This window comes from Streptomyces sp. NPDC059443, assembly GCF_042750105.1.
Taxonomy (GTDB): Bacteria; Actinomycetota; Actinomycetes; order Streptomycetales; family Streptomycetaceae; genus Streptomyces.
Genome location: NZ_JBHYVM010000013.1, coordinates 25,838 through 51,263 on the forward strand (window position 1 = coordinate 25,838; position 25,426 = coordinate 51,263).

Annotated in this window: 17 protein-coding genes; 12 read left to right on the forward strand and 5 right to left on the reverse strand. The window is 72.3% G+C overall.

Annotation, left to right across the window (positions count from 1 at the left end; genetic code table 11):
• Positions 1-74 precede the first annotated feature (74 nt).
• Entirely contained in the window at positions 75-797 is a 723-nt protein-coding gene (locus ACFXDJ_RS15015) for an SDR family oxidoreductase (RefSeq protein ID WP_384652701.1), read from the forward strand.
• A gap of 298 nt (positions 798-1,095) precedes the next feature.
• On the opposite strand, the gene ACFXDJ_RS15020 is transcribed toward ACFXDJ_RS15015, so the two are convergent.
• From ACFXDJ_RS15020 to ACFXDJ_RS15035, 4 genes are all read right to left on the reverse strand, one after another.
• On the reverse strand, positions 1,096-2,577 hold the full coding sequence (locus tag ACFXDJ_RS15020; protein WP_384652703.1) for an exopolysaccharide biosynthesis polyprenyl glycosylphosphotransferase: 1,482 nt from the start codon (positions 2,575-2,577) through the stop codon (positions 1,096-1,098).
• 805 nt (positions 2,578-3,382) lie between these two features.
• Complete coding sequence (locus ACFXDJ_RS15025; protein WP_384652705.1) at positions 3,383-4,330, reverse strand: MASE1 domain-containing protein; 948 nt, start codon at positions 4,328-4,330, stop codon at positions 3,383-3,385.
• Positions 4,331-4,408: 78 nt separating this feature from the next.
• The gene (locus ACFXDJ_RS15030) at positions 4,409-5,233 is read right to left on the reverse strand and encodes a PP2C family protein-serine/threonine phosphatase (RefSeq protein ID WP_384652707.1); all 825 of its coding nucleotides are present in this window, start codon (positions 5,231-5,233) and stop codon (positions 4,409-4,411) included.
• Positions 5,230-5,496 carry a hypothetical protein gene (locus tag ACFXDJ_RS15035; protein ID WP_384652709.1) on the reverse strand — a complete coding sequence of 89 codons (267 nt, stop codon included), beginning with the start codon at positions 5,494-5,496 and terminating at the stop codon, positions 5,230-5,232. Before ACFXDJ_RS15035 ends, ACFXDJ_RS15030 begins: the two co-directional genes overlap by 4 nt.
• A 155-nt stretch (positions 5,497-5,651) precedes the next feature.
• Here ACFXDJ_RS15035 and ACFXDJ_RS15040 point away from each other — a divergent pair, with 155 nt between their 5' ends.
• Positions 5,652-5,846 carry a hypothetical protein gene (locus ACFXDJ_RS15040; RefSeq protein WP_384652711.1) on the forward strand — a complete coding sequence of 65 codons (195 nt, stop codon included), beginning with the start codon at positions 5,652-5,654 and terminating at the stop codon, positions 5,844-5,846.
• A gap of 433 nt (positions 5,847-6,279) precedes the next feature.
• Positions 6,280-6,960 (forward strand): pyridoxamine 5'-phosphate oxidase family protein, encoded by a 681-nt coding sequence (locus ACFXDJ_RS15045; protein WP_384652713.1) that lies wholly within the window; start codon positions 6,280-6,282, stop codon positions 6,958-6,960.
• A 535-nt stretch (positions 6,961-7,495) separates the two neighbouring features.
• Here ACFXDJ_RS15045 and ACFXDJ_RS15050 read toward each other — a convergent pair.
• Positions 7,496-8,236 carry an SDR family NAD(P)-dependent oxidoreductase gene (locus ACFXDJ_RS15050; protein WP_384652715.1) on the reverse strand — a complete coding sequence of 247 codons (741 nt, stop codon included), beginning with the start codon at positions 8,234-8,236 and terminating at the stop codon, positions 7,496-7,498.
• A 242-nt stretch (positions 8,237-8,478) separates the two neighbouring features.
• On the opposite strand from ACFXDJ_RS15050, the gene ACFXDJ_RS15055 reads away from it, so the two are divergent.
• The 9 genes from ACFXDJ_RS15055 to ACFXDJ_RS15095 all read left to right on the forward strand — a co-directional run bounded on the left by ACFXDJ_RS15055 (position 8,479) and on the right by ACFXDJ_RS15095 (position 25,330).
• Complete coding sequence (locus tag ACFXDJ_RS15055; protein ID WP_384652717.1) at positions 8,479-10,443, forward strand: non-ribosomal peptide synthetase; 1,965 nt, start codon at positions 8,479-8,481, stop codon at positions 10,441-10,443.
• Between the two features lie 112 nt (positions 10,444-10,555).
• Entirely contained in the window at positions 10,556-15,556 is a 5,001-nt protein-coding gene (locus ACFXDJ_RS15060) for an amino acid adenylation domain-containing protein (protein ID WP_384849157.1), read from the forward strand.
• The gene (locus ACFXDJ_RS15065) at positions 15,553-19,008 is read left to right on the forward strand and encodes a beta-ketoacyl synthase N-terminal-like domain-containing protein (protein WP_384849159.1); all 3,456 of its coding nucleotides are present in this window, start codon (positions 15,553-15,555) and stop codon (positions 19,006-19,008) included. Before ACFXDJ_RS15060 ends, ACFXDJ_RS15065 begins: the two co-directional genes overlap by 4 nt.
• The gene (locus ACFXDJ_RS15070; RefSeq protein ID WP_384661661.1) at positions 19,005-20,660 is read left to right on the forward strand and encodes an AMP-binding protein; all 1,656 of its coding nucleotides are present in this window, start codon (positions 19,005-19,007) and stop codon (positions 20,658-20,660) included. The genes ACFXDJ_RS15065 and ACFXDJ_RS15070 overlap by 4 nt, the downstream gene beginning before the upstream one ends.
• A gap of 6 nt (positions 20,661-20,666) precedes the next feature.
• Positions 20,667-21,983, forward strand: coding sequence for an MFS transporter (locus ACFXDJ_RS15075; protein ID WP_384661658.1), 1,317 nt, complete (start codon positions 20,667-20,669; stop codon positions 21,981-21,983).
• A 59-nt stretch (positions 21,984-22,042) separates the two neighbouring features.
• On the forward strand, positions 22,043-23,095 hold the full coding sequence (locus ACFXDJ_RS15080) for a MupA/Atu3671 family FMN-dependent luciferase-like monooxygenase (protein ID WP_384661655.1): 1,053 nt from the start codon (positions 22,043-22,045) through the stop codon (positions 23,093-23,095).
• Positions 23,092-23,691, forward strand: coding sequence for a flavin reductase family protein (locus tag ACFXDJ_RS15085; RefSeq protein WP_384661653.1), 600 nt, complete (start codon positions 23,092-23,094; stop codon positions 23,689-23,691). Before ACFXDJ_RS15080 ends, ACFXDJ_RS15085 begins: the two co-directional genes overlap by 4 nt.
• Positions 23,688-24,551, forward strand: a complete 864-nt coding sequence (fabD, locus tag ACFXDJ_RS15090; protein ID WP_384661651.1) for an ACP S-malonyltransferase — start codon at positions 23,688-23,690, stop codon at positions 24,549-24,551. The genes ACFXDJ_RS15085 and fabD overlap by 4 nt, the downstream gene beginning before the upstream one ends.
• A complete protein-coding gene (locus tag ACFXDJ_RS15095; protein ID WP_384849162.1) occupies positions 24,548-25,330 on the forward strand; it encodes a thioesterase II family protein in 783 nt (260 codons plus the stop codon). Before fabD ends, ACFXDJ_RS15095 begins: the two co-directional genes overlap by 4 nt.
• Positions 25,331-25,426: the final 96 nt, after the last annotated feature.

Here is a 25,426-nt window from a genome sequence, read left to right on the forward strand (position 1 = left end):
ATCGAGACGATCAGACAAAGAACCAAGACTTCAGGTCATTCATTGTCTCGGTCGTGACGCCTAGCGTCTTCGCTATGAACAACACAGCAGACACCCAGCGTGTCGTCGTCATCGGTGGTACCTCCGGCATCGGCTTCGCCGTTGCGCAGGCCGCAGCGACTCAGGGCTCGAACGTGGTCGTCGCCTCCAGCAGTCAGGGCCGGGTCGACCTGGCGGTCAAGAAGCTCGGTGGCCCGGCCGAAGGCATCCTGCTGGACGTTGCCGACGAGGCCGCGCTCGCCGCCTTCTTCGACCGGATCGGCGAGTTCGACCACCTCGTCTACACGGCGGGCGAGTCCCTGCTGCTGAAGCCGCTCGCCGACCTCACCGCCGAGGAGTCCCGAGCGTTCTTCGAGCGCCGCTTCTGGGGAGCCCTGCTCGCCGCGAAGTACGCGACGCCGAAGCTCCGTCCCGGCGGCTCGATCACCTTCACCTCCGGCGCCTTCGCCACCCGGCCCGCCCCCGGAGCCTCGCTCGGCGCAAGCATCACAGCAGCCGTCGAGGGTCTGACGCGAGCCCTAGCCCTGGAACTCGCCCCGCTGCGGGTCAACGCGGTCCGCCTCGGCGCGATCCGCACCGAGCTTTGGGACAGCACCGTGCCCGAGCCGGAGGCCTTCCTCCAAGCGCAAGGCAGCGTCCTTCCCGTGCAGCGCGTCGGCAGCCCCGAGGAGGCTGCTGCGGCCTACCTCTACCTCCTGAGCAACGGCTACGCGACCGGCACGGTGCTCACCCTCGACGGCGGAGCCGCACTGGCCTGACATCGGCTGCTGTCGGACCGACAAGCCCGGTCCGACAGCCTCGGGTGCCACCCCGGGCATGTTCTGCGGGAGCATAGGAGCCACACGGACAGGGGCCGAGCGGAATCCGGTCGCCTCCCCCCACCAGCACGAGTACGTCGGCAGCCCATCACGCCAGCCCCGCTGACCAGCACGTGCGAAGCCGCCGCCGCGTGCGCGACTTCGAGCGATCCACCAGCACCGCCGAAGCGGCGACCTACTGTTCGGTGACGCAGCTAATGACCCGCAGCTCGTCACGGCTCGGCAGTTGGATCCGGCGTCAGTATCCCCGGCCGCGAACGATCACGGTCATCGCCCGAGCCAGAATGCCGAGGTCCAGGCCGAGCGACCAGGTCTCGATGTACTGCATGTCGAGTTTCACCGCGGCTTCCCAGGACAGGTCGGAGTCACCATTGGCACGCGTCAGACCTGTCATGCCCGGCCTGATCAGAAGCCTGCGGGCGGACCAAGCTTCTTCCAGGTGGTTGAGCGTCGAAATCTCTTGCGGTAGAAGAGGGCGAGGGCCGACGAGGGACATGTCCCCACGCAGCACATTGACGAGTTGTGGCAGATCATCCAAGGAGTAGCGACGCAAGAAACCGCCGGCCCGAGTAATCCGGGGGTCCCGGCGCATCTTGAACAGCACGCCGTCAGGGTGGACGTTGAAATCGGCGAGCGCGCGCTGGAGCGCCTCGGCGCCGTGCACCATGGTGCGGAACTTGAACATGGTGAAAGACTTGCCGCCGAGGCCCACCCGGCGTTGTCTGAACAGCACGGGTCCAGGACTTGTGCTCGCGACCAGCGCCGCCAACGCCAGCAGCAAGGGAGCGAGTAGCAACAGTCCGGCCGCCGCGAGGCACCGATCCAGGGCTGCCTTGACCATCGCCTGCACCCCCCTCATGGGCGCCTTCGCATGCATGAGGTTGATGCCCGCTTCACGCTGCAGGTCGAATCGTCGGAGCAGCACATCCGCCGGACCCGCGAGTGCGGCCACGGGCATGGCTGCGTCCTGGAGTCCCCACACGAATCGGTCAAGGCGGTCCCCGAGCAGTTGCGCACCCGGGGCGACGAGTACGAGATCGACTCGCTCGGAAGCCGCCGCGATGAGAACCCTTGGCACGTCGTTCTGCGCGGAGGACCGCTCTGAAGGCAGGCGTGCCAGCACCGGCGTGTCGCTGTCCACCGGCGCTTCACCGATCGGAACAGCTCCGACCACCGTGTACCTGCACGCAGGGTCTCTCGACAGGCAGCTGACCATGTAGTCGACCAGAGAAGGCTCGCCCACCACGAGGGCGCGCTGCGATCCCCCGAGGCTCCTTCGCGTGGTCCGCAGGTGCCGGTACGTCATCCTCGCGGTGATCATGGTGCAGACCATGCCGGGGACGAGTGACGCCAACGCAAGGAGCGGATCCGATCGCTCCCCGGTCAGCGCACGGGCGACGGCGAGGATGCCGACTGCGATCATCCAGTCGCGTGGTACGGCAAGTGCCTCTCCGGACTCGCCGAGACTGCGTGCGCCGTATCGCTGGCGGCAGGCTCTTACGAGCATCCACACCACTCCCGCAGCGACCGCGGCGGCCAACGGCTCCGGCTGGCGTGCTGTGAGGATTCCCCACATCGCCGGACCCAGGCCAATGGCGTCCACCAGGAGGGCGACGAGCAGGTACCAGCGCGGCTTGGGCTGCGAAACGCCGGGCGTGACCGAACCGACCGAACCGACCGAACCACTGCGCCCGTTCTCGGCGGTCTCCTCCTCGTCCAACAGAACCGGGGCTCCGATCCCCACGAGCACCTGCTGAGGCGCAGGGGCGGGCACCGGGGCCGGAGCCGGAGCCGAAGTCGGGTCCTCTGACGGGCCCGGTCCGGAAAGCGTCACACCGAGAAGCCCGGCCACGACACGTCGAGTCAGCGTGAGGTCGGCCGAAGTCGACGTGGGCAAGGGAGCGGTCGTCTGGGATGAGTTGAGAAGGCCGGAAAAGACACGGCGAATCAGCGGCCTATCGCTCACCGGTCTCCTCCTGTTCCTCCGCGGCCTGCGACACGATCGAGGTGATCAGTGGTTGATGCCTCGCGTTGGATCGCAGGGTGTCCGATCTGGACGCCCGGCGCGCCCCTTCGCCGGTTGTGTCGGTGAGTGCCTGGGCGAGCCTCGGGATGCTCCCCAACTGAGCGAGGAGCGAAGGGGCTGAGAAGCCGAGCGCCACTGCGGGCGCCATTCCGCTGATCGATCCGCTGGCCCCGAAAGCACAGGCTGCAACGGACCCGAGCAGCGTTCGGAACAAGAACATCCATGCGTGAGCGGGAACATCGAGATACAGGCGCAGCTCAGGCGGTTGAGCTCGCACCCTGCCGGCCGGAGTCTTCCGCGCACCCTGCCAGAGCGCTATGCAGTTGAAGATGGACAGCACTTCAACGAGGGCACCACCACCCCCACCGAGCAGCGCAAACACCCACCAACGCATCTCAAACCCCGCCCAGTCTCAGTGTCGCCCGCACACAGTGTCTCGCCGAAGCCGCCCTGGGTGCTGCCGATCTGCGGACTTTTTCGAGTGGAGGTCTTCGCTCGGTCACTCCTTCGGCGGGGCGAGCTGGGCCACCACCTCGGCCAGGTCCTCACAAACCTCTTCGATCTTCAGGCGGACGTTGTTCTGCTCGGTGACCAGGGCCGCCAGCAGCAGCGCGGTCAGGGCGGCCGCTCCGTTGAGGGCCTGGAGGTTGACCATGACCTCAAGGAGGGTGTGGTGGGCGAACGGTCCGGCGCGGTCGGTCGCCGCCGTGATCGCCAGGACGGACACCAGCAGCGCGCACGGTGCGCTGCCCGCGAGCCGGAAGCGCACCGCGGCCCAGATGAGCAGGGGGAAGACGAGGAAGAGCAGGGAGAGGGAGCTGCGGGTGGCCACGAGGGTGACGGCGGTGGCGACGACGATCAGAACCACCGCCTCGGCCGCCCGATAGGGGTCCCGGGGCAACTGGGCCCTACGGAGGACCAGCAGCAGCGGGGTCACCAGGAGCACCCCCATCGTGTCGCCCGCCCACCAGGCCGACCACACCGGCCAGAATCCCGACAGTGGCAGGTTGCCGGTGAGCACCAGCGTCCAGGTCCCGGCGGTGGCGCTGATCAGCATCGGCACCAGGCCGCCCAGGAAGACCAGCGCCAGCCCGTCCCGCAGCCGGTCCAGTTCGGGGCGGAAGCCCGCCCGGCGGAGCAGCGCGTAGGCGCACAGCGGGGCGAGGGTGTTGCCCGCGACGATTCCGAGGTCGGGGAGATGGAACGTACTGATCCGCTCGATGGCGAGGAAGGTCCCCAGGGCGACGCCCGGCCAGATCCCCGGCCCGAACCACAGCAGGCAGGCGAGGGCGATGCCGGTGGGCAGCCACAGGGGCGTGACGACCGCCCCCTCGAAAGCCACCTGCCGCAGCAGGCCGAGCCGACCGGTCGCGTAGTAGGCGACGCCGACCCCGAGGATCCGAAGGAGGGCTTCGGCCGGACGTCGCCTTTCCACGGTGCGCACCACAGCATCAGACAACAGTCCGGGTGCCCTGGCAGGGCGTGACACGCGTAACGGGGGGCCGGGGCCGGGGACGGGGACGGGTCAGCGGGGTTCGGTCGCGTCGTGGCTGAGGACGAGCACCGCGGCGTCGTCGGCGTGGCCGGTGAAATCGGCCACCTTCATCACCTCGGCGGCCAGCTCGTCGGGATCGCCCCCCGCCGCCTCCCTGACGATCCGGGCCACGCGCTCCAGCCCCACCTCGATCGGGAACGAAGGCCCTTCGACCACCCCGTCGGTGAGCAGGACGATGGAGCCCGCCTCCGCCAGCCTGCGTCGGGTCACCGGGTAGCCCGCCCCGGGGAGCACGCCCAGAGGCGGGCCGCCGGCGTCCTCGGCGATGCCGTACCGGCCGTCGACGGTGGCCCAGACGGTGGGAACGTGGCCGGCCCGGGCGGTCTCAAGCTCCCCCGTACGCGGATCGAAGCGGAGCAGGGTACAAGTCGCGAACAGCTCGCAGTCCATGGAGAGGAGTACGTCATTGGCCCTGCTCAGCACCTCGCCGGGATCGACGACGACGGCGGCCACACCGCGAAGGCAGACCCGGACCTGCCCCATGAAGGCGGTGGCCGCCACATCGTGCCCCTGTACGTCGCCGATGGAGAAGGCGAGAGCCCCCTCGGGCACCTGGAAGCCGTCGTACCAGTCACCGCCGATGTCCAGGCCCAGCCGGGAAGGCGCGTACCGGGCCGCGCTCCTCAGCCCCGGCAGTACGGGCAAGGAGGCGGGCAGCATCTCCCGCTGCAAGGCCTCGGCCAGCTCCACCCGCGCCTGCTGGAGCACCGCGCCTTCCCGCGCCTGGGCGGTGAGCCGCCCCAACATGCTCAGCAGATCGGCGCTGGCCGGCCGGGGAGCCCGACGCGGGTTCACGGACCGCTCCGGGGTACGTCCATGTGCCTCTGCTTCCGCTGCGCGAAAGACCCGCACTCATCATATTTCGACCCGGCGCACTCCGCGCAGGTGGCCGGGCGGACCGCGAAGACCGTCAGGCCGTCGCGCACGGCCTTGCGGGCGATGTGGTCGCGGCGTGCGTTCCCGGTGAGCTTGCTGGTGGCCAGACTGATGGTTCGCAGTGGGTTCGGCGCGCCGGGCCCCTCGTGCTGCGGATCGGCGCGGTCAACGGGCCCGGTCATGGCCTTGCCGCTCGGCTGCGAGCCTCTGGCGTCGTCGCCGGCCCGCACGCCTCGCCGTTCGGTTCGCGCTCGGGTACGGGTATGGGTACGGGGGCGTGTACGAGGGTGCCGGAGATGGCCCACGACTCTTCGGCTGGAGGCTCACCTTCGCCCTGGTGACCCTGGTGACCCTGGTGACCCTGGTGACCCTGGTCGCCATCGCCCTGATGGCGTGGATCCACGCCGCCGTCCCCGACGCCCCGGGACAGCGCACCGGAAAGCAGGAACCCGTCCTGAAGCCCCTTCGCCTCCGCGGCGTCGCGGCGGTCCTCCTCGTGACCGCCGCAGGCGGAGGTAACTCAAGGGCCTAAGGGCTCGCAGAGCATCAACATGCTGACTTGATCTCCCGGGCTGCTGTTCGAGAGGAACACGGCGACGACACTCCGGTATGTCGTGAAAGTGGCGAAAGATCCGATCATTAAGAATGATCCCGGTACGCCGTCCCGTGTGGCGGCGGGTGGGGAGAACCTGGGTGAACGATCGCGCCGTCGGCCGCCAGGTGCAGGGCCGGGCGGCAGCAGTGTTGCCTTCGGCCGCTTCCGGACTTCCCGGAGAAGACCTACGAGCCCGTCGCCCTGTTGTTCCGCCTCGCCGAACAGACCTCGGTGGCCCTCCTCAACGGCGGCGGCCAGTGCATCCGGCCGTGTCGGTCTCACAGCACCCCCGAGACCGACGCGGCGACCACGGCGAGCGCACTCGGCCACCGCAATCCCCACCACTTTTCTTCCCTCTCGGAGCCACCCTGTGAACGATCGACCGGCCGTGCAGACCGAGCGCACCACCGCACACCGCTACCCCGAACGCGTCACCTACGACCGCGAGGATGCCTACGCGATCCTCGACGAAGCCCTCCACGTCCACGTCGGCTTCACCACCGAGGACGGCCCCTTCGTCATCCCCTCCCTCCACACCCGCGAGGGGGACCAGCTCATCCTGCACGGCTCGGCCCACGGACGGTTCGTCAAGACCGTCTCCTCCGGAGCTCCGATCTGCGTCACCGCGACCATCGTCGACGGCGTGATCCTCGGACGGGCCGCCTCCCACCACTCCGCGGCATACCGATCCGTCATGGTCTTCGGGACCGCCACGCCCGTCGAAGACGCCGCCGAGCGCGCTGAGGCCCTCGCCCGCGTCGTCGAAAGCGTCGTGCCCGGCCGCCTGAGCGGAGCCAACGCGGCCCGCCGCCCCTCCGTCCAGGAGGCTGAGTACACGGCCATCATGACCATGCCCATCAACGAGTTCTCCATCAAGGTCCGCGCCGGCTTCGCCCGCGACGAACCCAAGGACGACCACATCGAAGCCTGGGCAGGAACCATCCCCCTCACCACCACACCTGGCACCCCCGTCCCCGACACCATCACCGCGACCCGCTTCCCCGCCCCCGCCTATGACCCCACCATCCACCGCTTCCGCCAAGACCACTGAGATCACTGTCCGCACCTCGGCGGCCGAGCAGAGGTGCTGGTCTTGTGGAGCTGGAGGGGCGTCCGGCCGTCGACCGGTTCAGTCCGCATGCCGGGCGGTCGACATCACCCCCGTCGAACGCCCAGCGGCACCGCCTCGGCCGGGAGCCGATCTTCCCCGGGTCGCTTGGTCCTGGGGAAGGTCCATGCCGCCGATCTGACCGGAGAAGGTGCGGGCCCGCGTCCTGCGAGAGGACCGGGTTCTCCCCGCCGACCCGCTCGGCGGCGCCGGACGCCCGGCTGCTTCGAGCCACGCGGCGAGATCCGAAATTACCCAATGGTCCTATCAACTCCATTTGCGTGTCGATGGCCGTCAGAAATGGCCGGATTCGATTCATTCCGGACAATCTGTTTGCGAGTGCTATCTGGAATATTGCATTCCGGATTGATGCCTCAGGGCGTTCATGAGATGTTCACGATACGAGAAAGGGGCTGCTTCTTCCGCGTATGCGCGTGAAAGAAGCAGCCCCTTTATGGTGAGGCCCTCGGGTGGAATCTCAGACGATGTGACGTCCGCCGTCCACGGTGAGGACGTCGCCCGTCGTATAGGCCGCATTAACCAGATAGAGCGCGGCCTCCGCCACATCCTCCGGCGTTCCCACACGGCGCAGCGGAGTATTGGCGGTGATCCAGTCGCGCGAGCTCTGCCAGACCTCCTCGGCCTCCTCGTACCAGGGCGTGTCGATGAGTCCGGGGGCGACGGCGTTCACCCGGATCGAGGGGCCGAGCTGTGAGGCCAGCAGTCGCGTCATGTGATTGACCGACGCCTTGCTGACGGCGTACGGGATGGAGCTCCCCAGCGCCCGAGTGGCCGACACCGAAGAGATGTTGACGATGGAAGCGGCTCCGGAGGCGCGCAGGTGGGGGGTGGCCGCCGTGGTCATCTGCCAGGCCCCGATCACGTTGACCTCGAAGATGTCCCGCCAGGCGTCGGCGTCGGCTCCGTCGAGGTCGTCGAGCGGGATGAACCGGGTGGTGCCGGCGTTGTTCACGAGGATGTCCAGCCGCCCGTAAGCGTCGATCGCACTTTGGACGATCCGCTTTGCGTCCTGGGCGTCGGCCACGTCTCCCCGCACGTACACGGCTTCCGGGAGTTCCGCCGCCAGTTCTTTTCCGGCTGCCTCGCTCCGGGCCGAATTGACGACGATCCGTATTCCTTCCGAGGCGAATCGCCGGGCGATGGCGGCGCCAATTCCCGATGACGATCCGGTGATCAGTGCGACACGATTCTCACTCATTGCGGCTCCCTTGGGATGTGCTCGTTGACAAGATCCGGAACGCGATCATAGTCTACCGGTAGGCGGAACAAAGTTTCCGCATTGCGGAAACAGAGCCTCCGTAGCGCACGTATCAGGATGTTATGTCCGAATTTACCTACTGCGCTCTCGGGTGGCTGCCCCCTGGCCTTGCCGGGGCGTTCCGTTGCTACTGCGCACCCGGAAAACTCCGGGTATCAGGTACGAGAACACTGGGGAGATTCATGGGTTCGTCGCCCGTCGATACGTCGCTGCGTGGCATCGGGGGAGTCCACCGCCTTGTCGCCGAGCGTGTCCAGGATTCCCCGCACGCCTGCGCCGTCCGGGAGGCCGGCACCGGATTCGAGCTGACGTACCGGCAGCTCTGGGACCGGGCTGGGCGGACGGCGGCCGTCCTCGCCGGACACGGCATCGGCGACGGCGGACTGGTGGCCGTGGACCTGAACCGCGGCGCCGACCTGATCGTCGCCCTCCTCGGCATCGTCCGTGCGGGGGCCGCCTATCTGCCGATCGACGGCCATGCCCCGGCCGACCGGGTCGCCGCCGTCCTCCAGGACTCCGGGGCCCAGGCCGTGGTCGTGGGCCGGGGTGCCGACCGCCGCACCCGCCCGCTCGACACCGACGCCGCCACCGTCGTGCTGACCGTCCCGGAGGCCCCGGAGGCCCCGGAGGCCCCGGAGGCCCCGGAGGCCCCGGCCGTCAGCGGCGCCACAAGCTGGGCCGCCGCGGACGACGGGTACCCGGACGTCCGGGTGGACGAGGAGAAGGCGCTCTGCGTCGGCTACACCTCGGGCTCGACCGGGCTCCCCAAGGGCGTCGTCGTGCCGCACCGCGCCGTCCGCGACCTCGTCACCGATGCCGGCTACGGAGCCGTCACCGCCGCCGACCGCGTCGCCCAGCTCGCCAACCCCGCCTTTGACGCCTTCACTTGGGAGGTCTGGGGCGCGCTCACCGCTGGCGCCCCGCTCATCGTGATGCCCTCCGTCGTCGAGGTCGACCTGGAGCGCTGGACCGGCCTGCTCGTCAGCGAGCGCATCAGCACTGCTCTGCTCACCACCTCGCTCTTCCACATGGTGGCCCGCGAGGCGCCGGCCGCCCTCGGCACCCTGCGCGAGCTCCTGGTCGGCGGCGAGCAGCTGGACCTGGCCGCCACCCTGCGGGTGCTCGCCGCAGGAGGCCCGCAGCGGCTGGTGAACATCTACGGCCCCACGGAGACCACCGTCTTCGCCACCTGCTTCGAGTGCACCGAGGAGTCCCTCGCCGGCCGCAGCCGCGTCCCCATCGGCCGTGCGGTGCGCCGGGCCCGGCTGTACCTCCTCGACGAGGACCTGCGGCCCGTGGCGCCAGGCGAAACGGCCGAACTCTGCGTGGGCGGACCCTCCGTGACGAGCGGCTACCTGAACCAGCCCGAGCGCACGGACCGGTCATACGTCCGGTACGAAGGCGGCGACGGATCCGCCGCGACCGTCTACCGCACCGGAGACCTCGTCCGCCAGCTTCCCGACGGCACGTACGAGGTCGTCGGCCGAGCCGACCGGCAGGTGAAGCTGCGGGGCTTCCGCATAGAGCTGGAGGAGGTCGAGCAGACCGCTGTCGCCACCGGCCGGACCGAGGCCGCGTTCGTGGAGAAGCACGGCGAAGGCCACACCGCCAGGCTCGTCGGCGCCTTCCTCGTGCCGCCGCGGCCCGCTGTCGCCGATGGGTCCGGCTCCGGCTCCGGCTCCGACCCGGCCCGGGAGCTGTCCGAAGCCCTGGCCGAGCGGCTGCCCTCGTACATGTTGCCCGCGCGCTGGCTGCCGTTGACCGAGATCCCCTACGGTTCCACGGGCAAGGCCGACCGCTCCCGCATCAAGCAGCTGCTGGCCGGCTTCGCCGAGTCCCCTGCGGACGGTGGCGCTGCGAACGCCGCCGATGCCGGTGCGCGTACCGGGGCCGGGGAGAGCGATCCGGTGACCTCGCGGCTCATCGAGACCTGGGCCGAACTCCTCGGAGTCCCGGGCGCCTCGATCGAGGACACCGACGATTTCATCGGCCTCGGCGGCAACTCGATCCTCGCCACCCAGGCCGCGTTCCGGCTCACCGAACAGCTCGGGACCTCACTCGACCCGACCGACGTCCTGCTCGCCCCGAGCCTCGCCGACCTGGCCGAACAGCTCCGCGCCGTCTTGCACGGCGCCGACCAGGCGTGAAGACCCCAGCCGCAGAGACCCCAGCAGCAGAGACCCCAGCCGTGAAGAACCCGGCCGTGAAGACCCCGGCCGTGAAGAACCAACTGTGAACCACCCGCAAGGAGAAACACCCATGGCGCAACCGCGCCCGCCCGCCCCCGAACGCAGGGGGGCCACCACCGCGCCCCTCTCGCCGGCCCAGGAGCGTCTCTGGTTCATCCACCAATCCGCCCCCGCCTCGCCCGTCTACAACGTTCCCCTGCTCACCCGGTGGCACGAGCCGATCGACGTACCGGCCCTGACCAAGGCCCTGGAAGAACTCGCAGCCTGCCACGAGGTGCTCCGCACCACCTACGTGTCCCGCGAAGGCAGGCCGGTACAGCTGATCGCGGCGCCCGGCCCGGTCCGAGTGGAGGTCGTCCCCGGCGGCGGCGCGCCCGACGAGGCCGAACTGGCGCGCCGCGCCCGGACGCCGTTCGCGCTGAGCGATGAGCCGCCGCTGCGCGCCACGGTCTGGCCGGGGGGAGCGGGCCGCCCGGGCACCCTGCTCCTGAACATCCACCACATCGCCATCGACGGCTGGTCGCTGCCCGCGCTCTACGACGGCCTCGCGCACGCCTACGAGCAGGCGCTGTCCGGCGCCCCGGACGCCAAACTGCCCGAACTCCCGGTCCAATACGCCGATTTCGCCGTCTGGGATGCGGAGAACTCCCTCGACCCGGCCCTCGACGCGCAGCTCGACGCCCGCGCCGCGCTCATCGCCCGCGCCGCCGGCGAGGAGCTCGCGCTCGCCCCCGCCGCCCCCCGCGAGCGCGTCATGGAGGGAGACCGCCGCGGCGAGCAGCACCGCTTCACCCTGGACGCCGAGGTCGAGACGGCCGTCGCGGAACTCGCCCGCGGCCTCAAGGTCACGCCGTTCGTGGTCCTGTTCGCCGCCTTCCAGGCGGTGGTGCAGAAATGGAGCGGACGCCAGGAGTTCCTGCTCGGCACGGTCGCCGCGAACCGCCCGCACCCGTCCGTGTCCGGGCTGGTCGGCTTCTTCGTCAACACCGTCCCGCTGCTCTGCGCACCCGATCCCGAAGCCGGGTTCGACGAGCTGTGCACCGCTTCCCGCGCCGAGTCCTTCCGGGTGCTCACCCACCAGAGGCTGCCGTTCGACCGGCTGGCCGCCCGGCTCGGCCTCGCAGGGCTGGCCGACATCGGGTTCGTCCTCCAGAACGCCCCGGCCGCGGGCCCCTCCGGCCGCTGGGCACCGCCCGAACTGCTGCCGACCGGCACCGCCAAGCAGGACCTGTCCCTGGTGCTGGAGAGCGCGCCGGGCGGCGGACTGCGGGCCACCGTCGAATACGACACCGGCCGCTACACGGCCGAGACGGCCCGCCGCCTCGCCGAAAGCTACGCGGCCCTGCTCACCGAGGCCGTGGCCCGTCCCCGCACCCGCCTGAAGGACCTGCCGGTCACCGCCCGCCCCGACGGCGCCCTGCCGCACGGCGTGCTGGTCGGAGCCGAGCCCGAGCCCTACCCGGCGCACACCGCGTCCGAGGCGCTGGAGCAGGTCATCGCCGCCGCCGATCCCGACACCGTCGCCGTCGAATGCGCGGGCGCCCGGCTGACCTGGGGCGAACTGGACGCCTGGTCCTCGGCCGTGGCGGCCGGGCTGCGCGGTACGGGAATCGGCCCCGGCTCCTTCGTGCCGGTACTGGCGGCCCGGGGCCCGGCCCTCGTGGCCGCCTGGGTCGGCGTCCTGCGGGCCGGCGCGGCCTTCGTGCCGCTCGCGACGGAGACCCCGGCCGCCCGGATCGAGTACATCCTCGGGCAGACCGACGCCGACATGGTCCTGGTGTGCCCGCAGGGAGCCGGACTGCTCGCCGGGCTCGACACGGCGGCGAAGCCGCTCGCGCTGGACGAACTGCGTGCGTGGCCCGTGGAGTTCGAGGCGGCGGCGTGGTCCGCGGCCGAACCGGGCGATCCCGCGGCCGTCATCTACACCTCCGGTACCACGGGCCGCCCCAAGGGCGTGCTCGTGCCGCAGCGCGGGCTGCTCAACACCGCCCTGTGGTGGGGCCGCGACTGCGGGCTCGGACCGGCGGACCGGCTGCTGCTCACGGCCGGCACCGCCTTCGACCCGGCGGCCTTCAACGTGGTCGAGGCCCTGCTGGCCGGCGCCCGACTGGTCATCGCCGACGACGTCGAGCGCCGCGACCCGCGTGCCCTGCTGAGCCTGGTGCGCGGCCCGCACGGAGCCACGGTCGCCGGTTCGGTGACGCCCAGCCTGCTGCACGCGATGCTGGAGGCCGACCAGGAATCGCACGGGGGCACCACTCTGCGGGCCCTGTACTCCGGCGGCGAGGCGCTCCCGCGCCGGCTCGCCGCCGAGTGCGCGACCCGCTGGGGCACCGAGATCGTCAACGTGTACGGCCCCACCGAGGGCTCCTGCAACAGCACGTACTCCCACGTCGACCCCGCCGACGAGCAGGCACCGGCGATCGGCCTCCCGCTGCCCGGCACCCGCGCCTACATCCTCGGCCCGCACGGGGAGGAACTGCCCCCGGGCGTCCCCGGCGAGCTGTACGTCGCCGGCACCGGCGTGGCCATCGGCTACCTCGGCCGCCCCGACCTGACCGAGGCCGCCTTCCTCCCCGATCCGCACGCCGCCCGCTTCCACGAGGGCCCCGAGGCCCGGATGTACCGGACCGGCGACCGCGTGGTCCTGCGCGAGGACGGCCGGATCGGCTACCTGGGTCGCGCCGACGACCAGCTGAAGATCCTCGGCAACCGCATCGAGCCCGGCGAGGTCACGCGCCTGCTGGAAGAGAACCCCGCGGTCGCGGCGGCAGCCGTCCACGCCACCGGCAACCCGCCGGCCCTCGTCGCCTACGTCGCGCTGAGCGAGGCAGCCATGGCCGCCCCGCCGTCCCACGGGGAACTCCTGCGCCCCCTGTTGCGGTGGCTTCCCGCGGCCGTACTCCCGAGCGCGGTGTACGTCGTCGACTCCGTACCGCGCACCATCAACGACAAGGTCGACTTCACCGCCCTCGCGGCGTTGCGGGACCGCCCGCTGACCATGGCCGAGGAGCGGCCGGCGGAGCTGACCGAGGCCCAGCGCCAGGCTGCTGAGCTCATGGCCGCCGTCCTCGCCCGGCCGCACGGCCGGGACCCGGGGCAGGGTGTGGCCGCAGACGCGCTCGGTCCCGACGCCGACTTCTTCACCCTGGGCGGTCACTCGCTGCTGGCGGTACGGATGCTCGCGGAGGCCGAACGTCGCTGGGGCGTCCCGGTACCCCTGCGCGGCTTCCTCGCCGACCCCACCGTGGCAGGGCTCGCCCGCTGCGTGGCAGAGGCACGAACGGCGCCGTCCGCCACCGCGGCCGCGTCCATCGATCCGGAGGCCGAGCACCCCGCAAGCCCCGTACAGCAGCGCATGTGGGCCATCGACCGGATCCGCGCGCTGCGGACCTCCTACCTGGCACCCAGTGTCGTGGAGATCGACGGACCCGTGGACCGGCAGGCGCTGCGCACGGCCTTCGCCCGGGCTCTGGCCCGGCACCCGGGGCTGCGCTCCCGCTTCCGGCTGGACGCGAAGGCCCGCCGGGTGCTCTACCGGACCGACGGCTCCGCGCCGGAGGTGGTCCTCGCCGACGGCGCCGGATGGAGCGCCGAAGAGCGCGAGGAGCGGATCGCCGAGATCTGCTGGACACCGTTCGACCTGGCCCGTGAGGCCCCGGCGCGCGGAGCGGTGATCGCACTCGGTCCCGAACGCACCCTGCTCGTCTACGGAGTGCACCACATCGTCTCCGACGGCTGGTCGCTGGACCTGGTCCTGGGCGACGTCGCCACGCTCTACCGGTCGCTGAACGGCGCGGACGGCGCGGACGGGGCGGACAGCCCGGTCGGCCCGGACCCCGTCGGCCTGACGCTCCCCGGGCACCCGGCCGCCGTACGGTACGCCGACGCCCCCGACGAGGCGGCTCTGGAAGAACTGCTCGGGGGCCTGGCCGGCGCGCCCACCGACATCGGGCTGCCGTACGACCGGCCGCGCGGGAAGAGCCAGTCCGTGGAGGCGGGCACACGGGAACTGGAACTGGACCCCGCACAGGCTGCCCGGCTGGCCGAACTCGCGGCCGGGGAGCGCTGTACCTCCTTCATGGTCGCGGCCGTACTGCTCGCCGCGTCGCTCGCCCGGCGCGGAGACCAGCGGGACTTCCTCTTCACCTTCCCGTGGGCGGGCCGCGACGGCGCGGACCGGGCCGAGACGGTGGGCATGTTCGTCAACACCTTGCTCGTCCGGGCGGACTTGCGGGGGGAGCCGAGCTGGCGGGAGGCGCTGGCCCGAGTCCGGGGCTCGGCGATGGCCGCCTACCGGCACCCTGACATGCCGTTCGACGCACTGGCCGCCGCCCTGCACCCCGACCGGGGCCTCAGCCGTCCCGCGGTGACCCCGGTGTACCTCAACACCGCGAACGAGCCCGCTCGGCCGCCCGTACTCGACGCGCGGACCCGTACGAGGTTCGCGACGCCGCCGCGGCTGAAGTCCAAGTACGAACTGGAGCTGACCGTCACGGCGGGACCGGACCACTTCGCCATGTCCTTCTCGTACCTCACCGCCCTGTTCGACGCGGACACCGTCGACGGGCTCCTCACCGACGTGGCGCAGGCCGCCACCGACCTCATCGACGACCTGGAGAATTCCGTGCTCACGACCCCCTCGCAGACGCAGCCCGCCGGGACCGCCTCTTCCGCAGACCTCGCCGACCAGGTGGCGGCCGTGTGGAGCGAGGTGCTCGAAGCCGGTGACGTCCCGTACGACGTCAACTTCTTCGACGCGGGCGGCGACTCGCTGCTGCTCATCGTCCTCATGGAGCGGCTGTCCGAGCTGACCGGCCGTGAGCTGGACGCCGCCGACCTGTTCGAGCACAGCACGATCGACGCGCAGATCGAGTTCCTCACCGGGGGAGACGCGCAGGCGCCCGCCGAGGAGGCCGCCGCCGGTACCGGCACCGAAGCTGCCGCCGAGTCCGTTGCCGACGCGCCCGTCTCCGAGCAGACCGCCCCGGCGGGCCGCGGCCGGGCCGGACTGCTCGGCCGGGGCCGCGGCGCCGGCTCGGCCGCCGTCTCCGAGGAGGGCTCGGCGTGAGCGGCGAAGACGCGATCGCGGTCATCGGGACCGGCTGCCGGTTCCCCGATGCCTGGAGCCCCCAGGAGTACTGGGCCAACATCGCCGACGGCCGGGTCTCCATCAGGGACCTCGACACCGCCCGGCTCGCCGGGGCGGGCCTGAGCCAGGAGACCCTGGACTCGCCCGAGTACGTCAAGCGAGCGGCGGGCATCCCCGCCGCCGGGGACTTCGCGGCGGAGTTCTTCGGCTATTCGCCGGCGGAGGCCGCGGCCACCGACCCCCAGCAGCGGATCTTCCTGGAGGCCTGCTGGCAGGCCCTGGAGTCGGCGGGGCACGCGCCCCGCGGCGGCCACCTGGTCACGGGTGTCTTCGCGGGCGGCAGCCCCAGCACCTACATGGCAGCCCTCCAGGTCTCCCGGGCCTGGACGGACGGAGTCATGGGCGCCGTGGACGACGTCGCCCTGCACCTGGGCGGCCTGGGCGACTTCCTGCCCTCCCGCGTCGCCTACAAGCTCGGGCTGCGCGGGCCGTCGATCGGTGTGCAGACCGCCTGCTCCTCCTCCCTGACGGCCGTACACTACGCGGTCCTCAGCCTGCTCTCCGGCGAATGCGACATGGCGCTCGCGGGGGGCGCCTCCGTCAATGAGCCGATGCTCGGCTACCGCTACCACGCGGGCGGGCTCCAGTCCCGGGACGGCTACTGCCGCCCCTTCGACGCCCGCTCCACCGGTACGTCGTTCAGCTCCGGGGTCGGCGTGGTGGTCCTGCGCCGTCTCGCCGACGCCCTGCGCGACGGCGACCCGGTCCTCGCGGTGCTGCACGGCACCGCCGTCGGCAACGACGGATCGGCCCGCTCCGGATTCACCGCCCCCAGCCCCGGCGGCCTCGCCGACGTGGTCGCCACCGCGCTGGACGTCGCGGGAGTCCGGGGCGACCAGCTGCGCTACGTGGAGGCCCACGGCTCCGGCACCCCGCTCGGCGACCAGATCGAGCTGCGCGGGCTGACGGCGGGCATCCGGGCGGGACTCTCCCGCTCCGCTGCCGCACCGGCCGGCTACTGCGCGCTGGGCTCGGTCAAGGCGAACATCGGGCACGCCGGCCCGGCCGCGGGCATCGCCGGGCTGATCAAGGCCGTCCAGGTGGCCCGTACCGGCGCCCTGCCCCCGCATCCGCTGTTCGAGCGGCCGCGCAACCCCGGAGTGCTGGCCGACAGTCCCTTCACCATCACCTCCGAGGGTGCCGACGCGGGCGAGGACCCGGCCTACGTACTGGTCAACTCGATGGGACTCGGCGGCACCAACGCCACCGCGGTACTCGGGCCGCCGCCGGCCCCCACCCGGGCGCCGGCCCCGGCCCGCGACACCGTACGGCTCGTGCTGTCGGCTCGCACCGACGCGGAACTGGCCGCCGTTGCCGCCGAGTTGGCCGAGGCCCTGGAAGCGCCGGAAGCACCCGCGGCCGCCGACGCCGCCCACACCCTGAAGGTCGGCCGCACCGGGCAGCCCCACCGGCGCGTGGTCACGGCCCCCGCCGGCGACCCCCAGGCCCTGGCCGCGGCCCTGCGCGCACCCGCCGGAACACCGCCCGCGGCGCGCCGTCGGGTCGTCCTCGTGCCGCCCGCCGGCGGCGTCGACCCGCAGGTGACGGCCAGGCTCGGCGCCGCCTTCCGGGGACGTGCCGACATCGCGGCCGACCCGGCGCAGCCGCCCCGCCCGGACCGCTTCACGATCCTGATCGGCCACGGCGAACCCGGCGAGGGGCGCCACGTACTGCCGCTGGACGGCCCCGGGGACGAGGCCGAGCGGATCGAGGAGGCGGTCACCGCCGCCTGGCTGCACGGAGCCGAAGTGGACTGGGAGGCGCTGGCCGGGGACACGGGCCGCCGCACGCCCCTGCCCACGTACCCCTTCACCCGGGACCGCTACTGGGCCCTGGACTCCCTGCCCCCAGTCGCCGCACCGCCCACCGCCCCCGCGGGCACGGGTCCGGCCGGGCCGGCGGATGCCGCCGAGGCGACGGGGGAGCGCGCCCCGGCCGGTGCCGACCGGTTCGAGGCCGAGATCCTCTCGGTGTGGCGCCGGGTGCTCGGCCATGCCGGGCTCGGGCTGGACGACGAGTTCGGCCCGCACGGCGGCGAATCGCTGTCCGCCATGCGGATCGAAGGCGCCGTCCAGAAGACCTTCGGCGTCGGAGTCAACGTCTACCGGGCCGGCGGCGCCGAGGCGACCGTACGCCGCATGGCCGCCATAGTCCGCTCCATGAGCACGGAGTCCCCGGACAAGGCGGCGCCGGCCGAGGCGGACCTCGTCGGCACGGACCTGGCCCTCGACCTCGGGACCCCGGTCGCGGCAGGGCCCCGTACCGGTGCCACGGACACACTGATGACCGGCGTGACCCGCTTCCTCGACACGTTCGTCCTGCACGAGCTGCTGCGGAGCACCACCGGCACGGTCCACTGCCTCGTACCCGTCGACGACGAGGCCGAGGGCCGAGAGCTGCTGCGTTCCCGGGCGGCCGCCTGCGCGCTGCCCGAACCCGACGCGCGCCGGATCCGGGTGCTGCCCGTCGGCGCCTCCGCGGACCCCGTCGACCTCGCCCTGTGCGACGCGGCCCTCGCCGCCCGGATCGCCCGCGTCGTCCACACCCCGGCGCCGTTCGGCCTGACCGGCCCCTACGAGCAGCTGCGCGAGGACACCGTACTGCCGCTCGCCCGGCTGCTCGCCTGGATGCGCGGCCAGGGCATCAACGACCTCACCCTGCTCTCCACGCTCAGCGCCTGCGGCTCCGGCCTCGGCGCCGGAGCGCGCATCGAGGAGACGCGGGAACAGCCGCTGCGGCCCGGGATGCCGGGTGGCGCGGTCGCCGCCTGGGTCGCCGAGCGGCTGGTGGAGCGCGCCGAACAGGACGGCATGCGGGTCCGGGTCTTCCGTACCGGTCTGCTGCTCGGCGACAGCGCCTCCGGTGCCTGCGACCCGGAGCACCCGCTGTGGAGGCTCATCGCGGGCGGGCTCGCCGTGGGCACGCATCCGCGCGACGAACGGCCCCTGGCCGTGAGCCCCGTGGACCTCGCGGCCCGCGCCATCGCGCAGCTCACCGTCTCGCCCGCCTCGGAGGGCCGCGCGTACCACCTGGTGGGGGAGGAGACCGTCACCGCGCAGCACCTGTTCGACCTGCTCTCGGCAGCCGACCGGCCGACGCGGGCCGTGACCGAACGACAGTGGCAGCGCGAGGTCTCGCTCCGCGCCCTCGACCAGGAGAACGAGGCCCTCGACCCGCTGGCGCCGCGCGGCCTGGGCCGGCTGGTCCTCGGCACGGGCAGCGTCGAGGCGCAGGCGTGGCAGTCCTGGCTGCGCCAGGGCGGCCACGACCCCAAGCCCACCGCCGAATCCCTCCTGAACAGCCTCGACTTCGCCTCCGCGCACCACGCCGCCTATGCGGACCTGCTCAGCACGCCCCAAGGATCCCGATGAACGAACTGACCGAACTCCCGCTCCACGACCACACGCTGTACGACTGGTTCGCGCGCTCGCTGGCGGCCTACCCCGACGAACCCGCCCTGGAGGTCCTCGGGAAGACCTACAGCTACCGGTCGCTCGACGAGCGCGCGGCGGCCGTCGCGGGCGCCGTGCTGCGCGCCAACGGCGGCAGCGCACCGGCCCGGATCGCCCTCCTCGCCTCCCGCAGCCTCACCGCCTTCGCCGGCTACCTGGCGGCTCTGCGCCTGGGCGCCACCGTCACCCCGCTCAACCCCGGCTACCCGGTGGGCCGCAACCGCTCGGTGTGGGAGCTGGCCCGGGCCGACGTACTGCTCGCCGACGAGGGGGGATCGGTGCAGCTCAAGGGCGCGGGCCCGATCCGCGAAGCGGTCGGCGGCGGCGCGTCCGCCGACCCGACCGGCGCTTCCGCCGCCGGCCCCGTCCTGCTGCGCCTGACCGACGCCGACACCGAGGCCCTGGCGGCCGACGCGTCCGCGCTGCCGCCGCGCACCGCCACACCCGCGGACACCGCCTACATCCTGTTCACCTCCGGCTCCACCGGCCGCCCCAAGGGCGTGCCGATCAAGCACCGCAACCTCGCCCCGTACATCGCGCACAACATCGAGCGGTTCGAGGTGGGGCCGGGCTGCCGGGTCTCGCACACCTTCGACCTGACCTTCGACCCCTCCGTCTTCGACCTGTTCGTCACCTGGGGCGGCGGCGCGACCCTGGTGGTCCCGCAACGCACCGAACTGCTGGAACCGATCCGGTACGTCGTCGAGCGGTCCGTCACACACTGGTTCTCGGTGCCGTCGGTCGTCTCGGTCTCCGCGAGCCTGGGCAAGCTGCCGGCGGGCGAGGCGGCCGACCTGCGGTACGGGATCTTCATCGGCGAGCAGCTGACGGAGCGGCAGGCCCGGCTGTGGGCCGAGGCCGCGCCGAAGGCCCGTATCGAGAACGTCTACGGGCCGACCGAACTCACAGTCGCCTGCACCGAGTTCCGGCTCGCGCAGGACAGCGGAGAGTGGCCCGCCACCTCGAACGGCACGATCCCCATCGGCCCGGTCTACGGGTTCCTCGACCACGTCGTCCTCGGTGAGGACGGCCTGCCCGCCGAGGAGGGCGAGCTGTGCGTCCGAGGCTCGCAGCGCTTCGACGGCTACCTCGACCCGGCCGACGACCGCGGCAGGTTCCTCGCGTACGACGACGCCGACGGCCGCCCCGCCGAGGTCTACCGGGGTGAGACCCCGCTCACCCCGGCCCACTGGTACCGCACCGGCGACCGGGTGCGCCTCGAACACGGCACCCTCACCCACCTCGGACGGCTGGACAACCAGGTCAAGGTGCGCGGCTACCGCATCGAGCTCGGCGAGATCGAGTCCGCCCTGCGCCGCCACCCCGCCCTGGGCGACGCCGTCGTCCTGGCCGTCCCCGGGCCCGCCGAGACCGAACTCGTCGCCTGCTACACCGGCGAACGGCTCAAGGGCACCGACATCATGCTCTGGCTGCGCAAGCAGGTGCCCGTCCACATGGTCCCGCGCCGCTACGAGCACCTCGACACGATGCCGCTCAACCCCAACGGCAAGATCGACCGCCCGGCCCTGAACCGGGAGTTCACCCGCGCCACGTCCGAAGGGACCCGGTGACCCTGCATGGCCCTGTCCCTCTCCACCCTGCTGCGTGACCTCAAGCCGCCCTCGCCCGTCGTCAGGGTGCTGGCGGTCAGCAACCTCGCCCGGACCGTGGCGAACGGCTTCCTGCTGTCCGTCACCGTGCTGTACTTCATGCGCGCCGTGGGCATCCCCGCCGCGAGCGTCGGCCTCGGCATGACCGTCGCCGCCGTGCTGGCCATGCTCGTCAGCATCCCGGCGGGCCGGCTCTCCGACCGGTTCGGCTCGCGCACCACCTCCGTCGTGTTCGGCGTGGTCCAGGGCGTCATCGTCTGCTGCTACGCCCTGACCGGCGGATTCTCCGGCTTCCTCCTCGTCGTCGCGCTCGCTTCGATGGCCGATGCCGGCGGCGCCGCGGCCCGCGGCGCGCTCATCGCCGAGGCCCTGCCGCCGGCCGAGCGGGTCCCGGCCCGGGCCTACCTGCAGTCCGTCATCAACGTCGGCCTGTCCCTGGGCACCCTGCTCGGCGGCACCGCCCTCGCCGCCGACTCGGCCGCCCTCTACCGTGTCCTGCTCGCCGCCGCCGGCGTGCTGTTCGTCGCCGCCGGGCTGATGTGCCTGCCGCTGCCCCGGACCCGGGCCGGCGGCGGGAGTCCGGGGGAGGAGCGCCGGAACGTCCTGCGCGACATCCCGTTCGTGGTGGTAGCCGTGCTCAACGCCGTACTGGTCCTGGGCACCGACGCGCTGCTGACGGTAGCGCTGCCCCTCTGGATCGCGGAGCGGACCGACGCACCGGTTTCGCTCTTCGCCGGGCTGATCTTCATCAACACCGCGATGTGCGTGCTGTTCCAAGTGCGCATGAGCAAGGGCTCCGAGGACGTCCCGGGCGGAGCCCGCGCGATGCGCAGGGCCGGCATCCTGCTGGCCGTCTGCTGCGCCTGCTTCGCGCTGTCCGCCGGGCAGCCCGCCTGGGTCGCGGCCGTCTGCCTGGTCGTCGGCGCCGTGGTCCACGTATGCGGGGAGATGCTGCACTCGGCCGGATCCTGGGCCCTGTCGTACGAGCTCTCGCCCTCGAACGCCCACGGCCAGTACCAGGGCATGTTCAACCTGGCCCAGCGCGTCGGCGGCGCCGTCACCCCGGCCCTGACCACCGTCGTGATCATCGGCTGGGGCTGGCCGGGATGGGCGCTCTTCGGCGCCGTCCTGCTGGCCGGCGGCCTGGCCACACCGGCCGTCGCTCGCTGGGCGCAGAGCACCCGCGCCACCGAGCCCGATCCCCAGCCCGATCCCCAGCCCGATCCCCAGCCCGATCCCCAGCCCGGGAAAGAGGCGCCGCGAGCGGCGCCCGCCCCGGCCTGACCGAGGCGTTCCCGGGGGCGACCGCGCTCGGCGCGGGCCCCGCGTACAGAGAGAGAAGCATGGACTTCAGCCTGTTCTACTTCGGCAACGACAGCACGGCGGCGGACGACGGGAACCGGTACGACCTGGTCCTTGAGGGCGCCCGGTTCGCCGACACCCACGACTTCACCGCGGTGTGGACGCCCGAGCGGCACTTCCACGCCTTCGGCGGCCTCTATCCCAACCCGGCCGTGACCGGCGCGGCCATCGCGGCCGTCACCAGCCGCGTCGCCATCCGCGCCGGCAGCGTCGTCGCCCCGCTCCACCACCCCCTGCGCATCGCGGAGGAGTGGTCGGTCGTCGACAACATCTCCGGCGGCCGCGTGGGCCTCGCCTTCGCCTCCGGCTGGCACGCCACCGACTTCGCGCTGCGCCCCGAGGCCTACGAGAACCGCCGCGACGTGCTCCTCGACTCCGTCCGCACGGTCCGCGGACTGTGGCGCGGAGAGGAGATCGAGGTGCTCGACGGCAGCGGCGCCCCGCAGCGGGTCCGCTCCTTCCCCCGCGCGGTCCAGTCCGAGCTGCCCGTGTGGATCACCAGCGCGGGAGGAGTCGAGACCTTCCGCAACGCCGGCGCCCTGGGCGCGGGAATCCTGACCCATCTGCTGGGCCAGGACATCGACGAGCTCGCCGGCAAGATCGCCGCATACCGCGAGGCGTACGCGGCCCGTCCCGGCGCGGACGGGTCCACCGGGCACGTCGTGGTCATGGCCCACACGTATCTGGACCAGGACGAGGAAGCCGCTCGCACCCTCGTGCGCGATCCGCTCACGGCCTACCTGCGCACCTCCGTCAACCTGCTCCTCGGCTCACAGGCGCACGGCAGTGCCCGCCGCGTCGACCCGGCCAAACTCCGCGACAAGGACCTCGACTTCCTTGCCGCGCGGGCCTTCGACCGGTATTACGAGGACGGCGCGCTGCTGGGCACGGTCCCCAAGGCCGCGCGGGTCGTGGAGCGGCTGAAGGACCTCGGGGTGGACGAGATCGCCTGCCTCATCGACTTCGGCCTGCCCGCCAAGGTGGTCCTCGACGGGCTCGACACCCTCGATGAGCTCCGGAGGATCAGCGCATGACCGCCCAAGGACCGCTCTCGGCGGTGGCCGACAAGCCCCACTCCGCATCCCGCCCCGCCACATCCACCACCTGCGCATCCGGCGCGGCCGGTCCCGACGCCGAGGCGCCCGGCCGCCGCTTCCGGCGCACCGCGGGCCGCTTCCCGACCGGCGTCACCGTCGTCACCACGCTCGACCAGGGCCGGCCCCACGGTACGACGGTGAACTCCTTCACGACCGTCTCGATGGACCCCTGCCTGGTCCTCGTCGCCCTCGGGCGCCGCTCCCGGCTGCACGACAAGATCCTGGCGTCCTCGGCCTTCACCGTCAGCGTGCTGTCCGACACCCAGGAGGACGACGCGCGCTGGTTCGCCAACCCGGCCCGCCCGGCCGGCGCCGAGGCCTTCACCGGCCGCCCCTGGCGACCCGCCCCGTACTCGGGCGCGCCCATCCTCCTCGACGGCGTCGCCTACTTCGACTGCGCGGTGGAGGAAGCCCGCCGGGCCGGGGACCACACCCTGCTGGTGGGCCGCGTCGAAACGTTCGGCGTGCTCTGCGACCGGCCCGCGCTGACCTTCGCCGACAGCGCGTTCACGCCACGAGAGGGGCGGCTGTGACCCTCGTGTACATGTTCCCGGGCCAGGGCTCGCAGCGCGTGGGCATGGGCGGCGAGCTCTTCGCCCGCTTCCCCGACCAAGTCGCCGAAGCCGACCGGGTCCTCGGATACTCCGTCGGCGAGCTGTGCCTGCGGGACCCGCAGGAGAGGCTCGGGCAGACCAGGTTCACCCAGCCCGCGGTCTACGTGGTCAACGCGCTCGCCTACGCCGCCGCACGCGCCGACGGCAAGCCCGCTCCGGACGCCGCCGTCGGCCACAGCCTCGGCGAGTACAACGCCCTCGCGGCGGCCGGGGTGTTCGGCTTCGCCGAAGGACTGCGCCTGGTCGCGGCCCGGGCCGAAGCCATGTCCCGGGTCGCGGGCGGCGGCATGTGCGCGGTCATCGGCATGGACGAGGCGGTGATCCGGCTGCTGCTGCGTCGGGCCGGGCTCGAAGCCGTCGAGGTGGCCAACCACAACACCGCCGACCAGACCATCATCGGGGGCCCGGTCGCCAAGCTGGACACGGCCGCCGCCCTCCTCAAGGACTCCGGCGCCCGCAGCGTACGCCGACTGCCGGTCAGCGGCCCGTTCCACACCGGCCACATGTCCGCCGCGGCCGAGGAGTTCGGCCGCCTGCTGAGCCGCACGCCCTTCGCGGCCCCGGCCTTTCCCGTCATCGCGAACCGCACGGCCCGCCCGCACTCCGCCGGCGAGCTGGCCGGCGTACTCGCGGAGCAGATCGACCACCCGGTGCTGTGGCGGCAGACCGTCGAGGCCCTGCTCGACACCGACCCGGACACCGTGTTCGAGGAACTGGGGGACAGCACCGTCCTCACCCGCATGCTGCGCGCGATCCGCACCGAAAGGTCCGCCCGATGAAGACCCGAGTATCCGCCGTCATCCGGCCCCGCCCCGTCGACGACCCGGCACTGCGCCTGTTCGTCCTGCACCACGCGGGCGGATCCCACCTCGCCTACACCCCCTGGGTCTCCCACTTCCCCGCCGACTGGGACGTGTGCCTCGTCGAGGCACCCGGTCGCGGCCCGCTCAGCGGAATGCCGGCACAGGTGAGCACCGAGGCCCTGGCCGCCTACCTGCTGGAGGACCTGCTCCCCTGGATGGACGCGCCCTTCGCCTTCTTCGGGCACAGCATGGGCGCGCTCGTCGGGTACGAACTGACGCTCCAGACCGTCGAGCGAGGCCTCGAACCTCCGGTCTGGCTGGGGATCTCCGCGTGCGAGACCCCGTTCGAGGAGGAGCCCCCCGGTGCCCGGGAGCCCCTGCACACCATGGCCGGTCCGGACCTGCGCACCGCACTGGCGGCCATGGGCGGACTGCCCCCGGCCATCCTGGAAGACGACGAGGTCTGGGCCCTCTACGAGCCCCGCCTGCGCGCCGACTTCCAGCTCGTGGAAAGCTGGCGCCCCCGCCCCGCCGGACGCTCCCGGATCCCCGTGCCCTGCTCCCTCTTCGGCGGCGAGGAGGACCACGTCGTGACTCCGGCCCAGCTGGCGGCCTGGTCCGACGGGGCCGACCAGCTGCTCGGCGAACACCTCTACCCGGGAGCGCACTTCTACTGGGACGATCAGATCGATCTGATCGCCGCCCAGATCGTCGAGGAGATCGACACTGCGGTACCGGGCCTCGCGACCTGGTAACACCGCCCCGGGGGGCCCCGCCGCCGCCGGGGGCGCGCGCGGGGGACACCACCGGGGGCGGCGCCCGCCCAGCTGCGGGCGGGGCGGGGGCGGCAG

Coding starts and splice junctions, on each gene's coding strand:
- ACFXDJ_RS15095 (WP_384849162.1), top strand. CDS start 24,548: ATGAAGACCCGAGTATCCGCCGTCATCCGGCCCCGCCCCGTCGACGAC.
- ACFXDJ_RS15015 (WP_384652701.1), top strand. CDS start 75: ATGAACAACACAGCAGACACCCAGCGTGTCGTCGTCATCGGTGGTACC.
- ACFXDJ_RS15050 (WP_384652715.1), bottom strand. CDS start 8,236: ATGAGTGAGAATCGTGTCGCACTGATCACCGGATCGTCATCGGGAATT.
- ACFXDJ_RS15080 (WP_384661655.1), top strand. CDS start 22,043: ATGGACTTCAGCCTGTTCTACTTCGGCAACGACAGCACGGCGGCGGAC.
- ACFXDJ_RS15085 (WP_384661653.1), top strand. CDS start 23,092: ATGACCGCCCAAGGACCGCTCTCGGCGGTGGCCGACAAGCCCCACTCC.
- ACFXDJ_RS15070 (WP_384661661.1), top strand. CDS start 19,005: ATGAACGAACTGACCGAACTCCCGCTCCACGACCACACGCTGTACGAC.
- ACFXDJ_RS15055 (WP_384652717.1), top strand. CDS start 8,479: ATGGGTTCGTCGCCCGTCGATACGTCGCTGCGTGGCATCGGGGGAGTC.
- ACFXDJ_RS15035 (WP_384652709.1), bottom strand. CDS start 5,496: ATGACCGGGCCCGTTGACCGCGCCGATCCGCAGCACGAGGGGCCCGGC.
- ACFXDJ_RS15075 (WP_384661658.1), top strand. CDS start 20,667: ATGGCCCTGTCCCTCTCCACCCTGCTGCGTGACCTCAAGCCGCCCTCG.
- ACFXDJ_RS15060 (WP_384849157.1), top strand. CDS start 10,556: ATGGCGCAACCGCGCCCGCCCGCCCCCGAACGCAGGGGGGCCACCACC.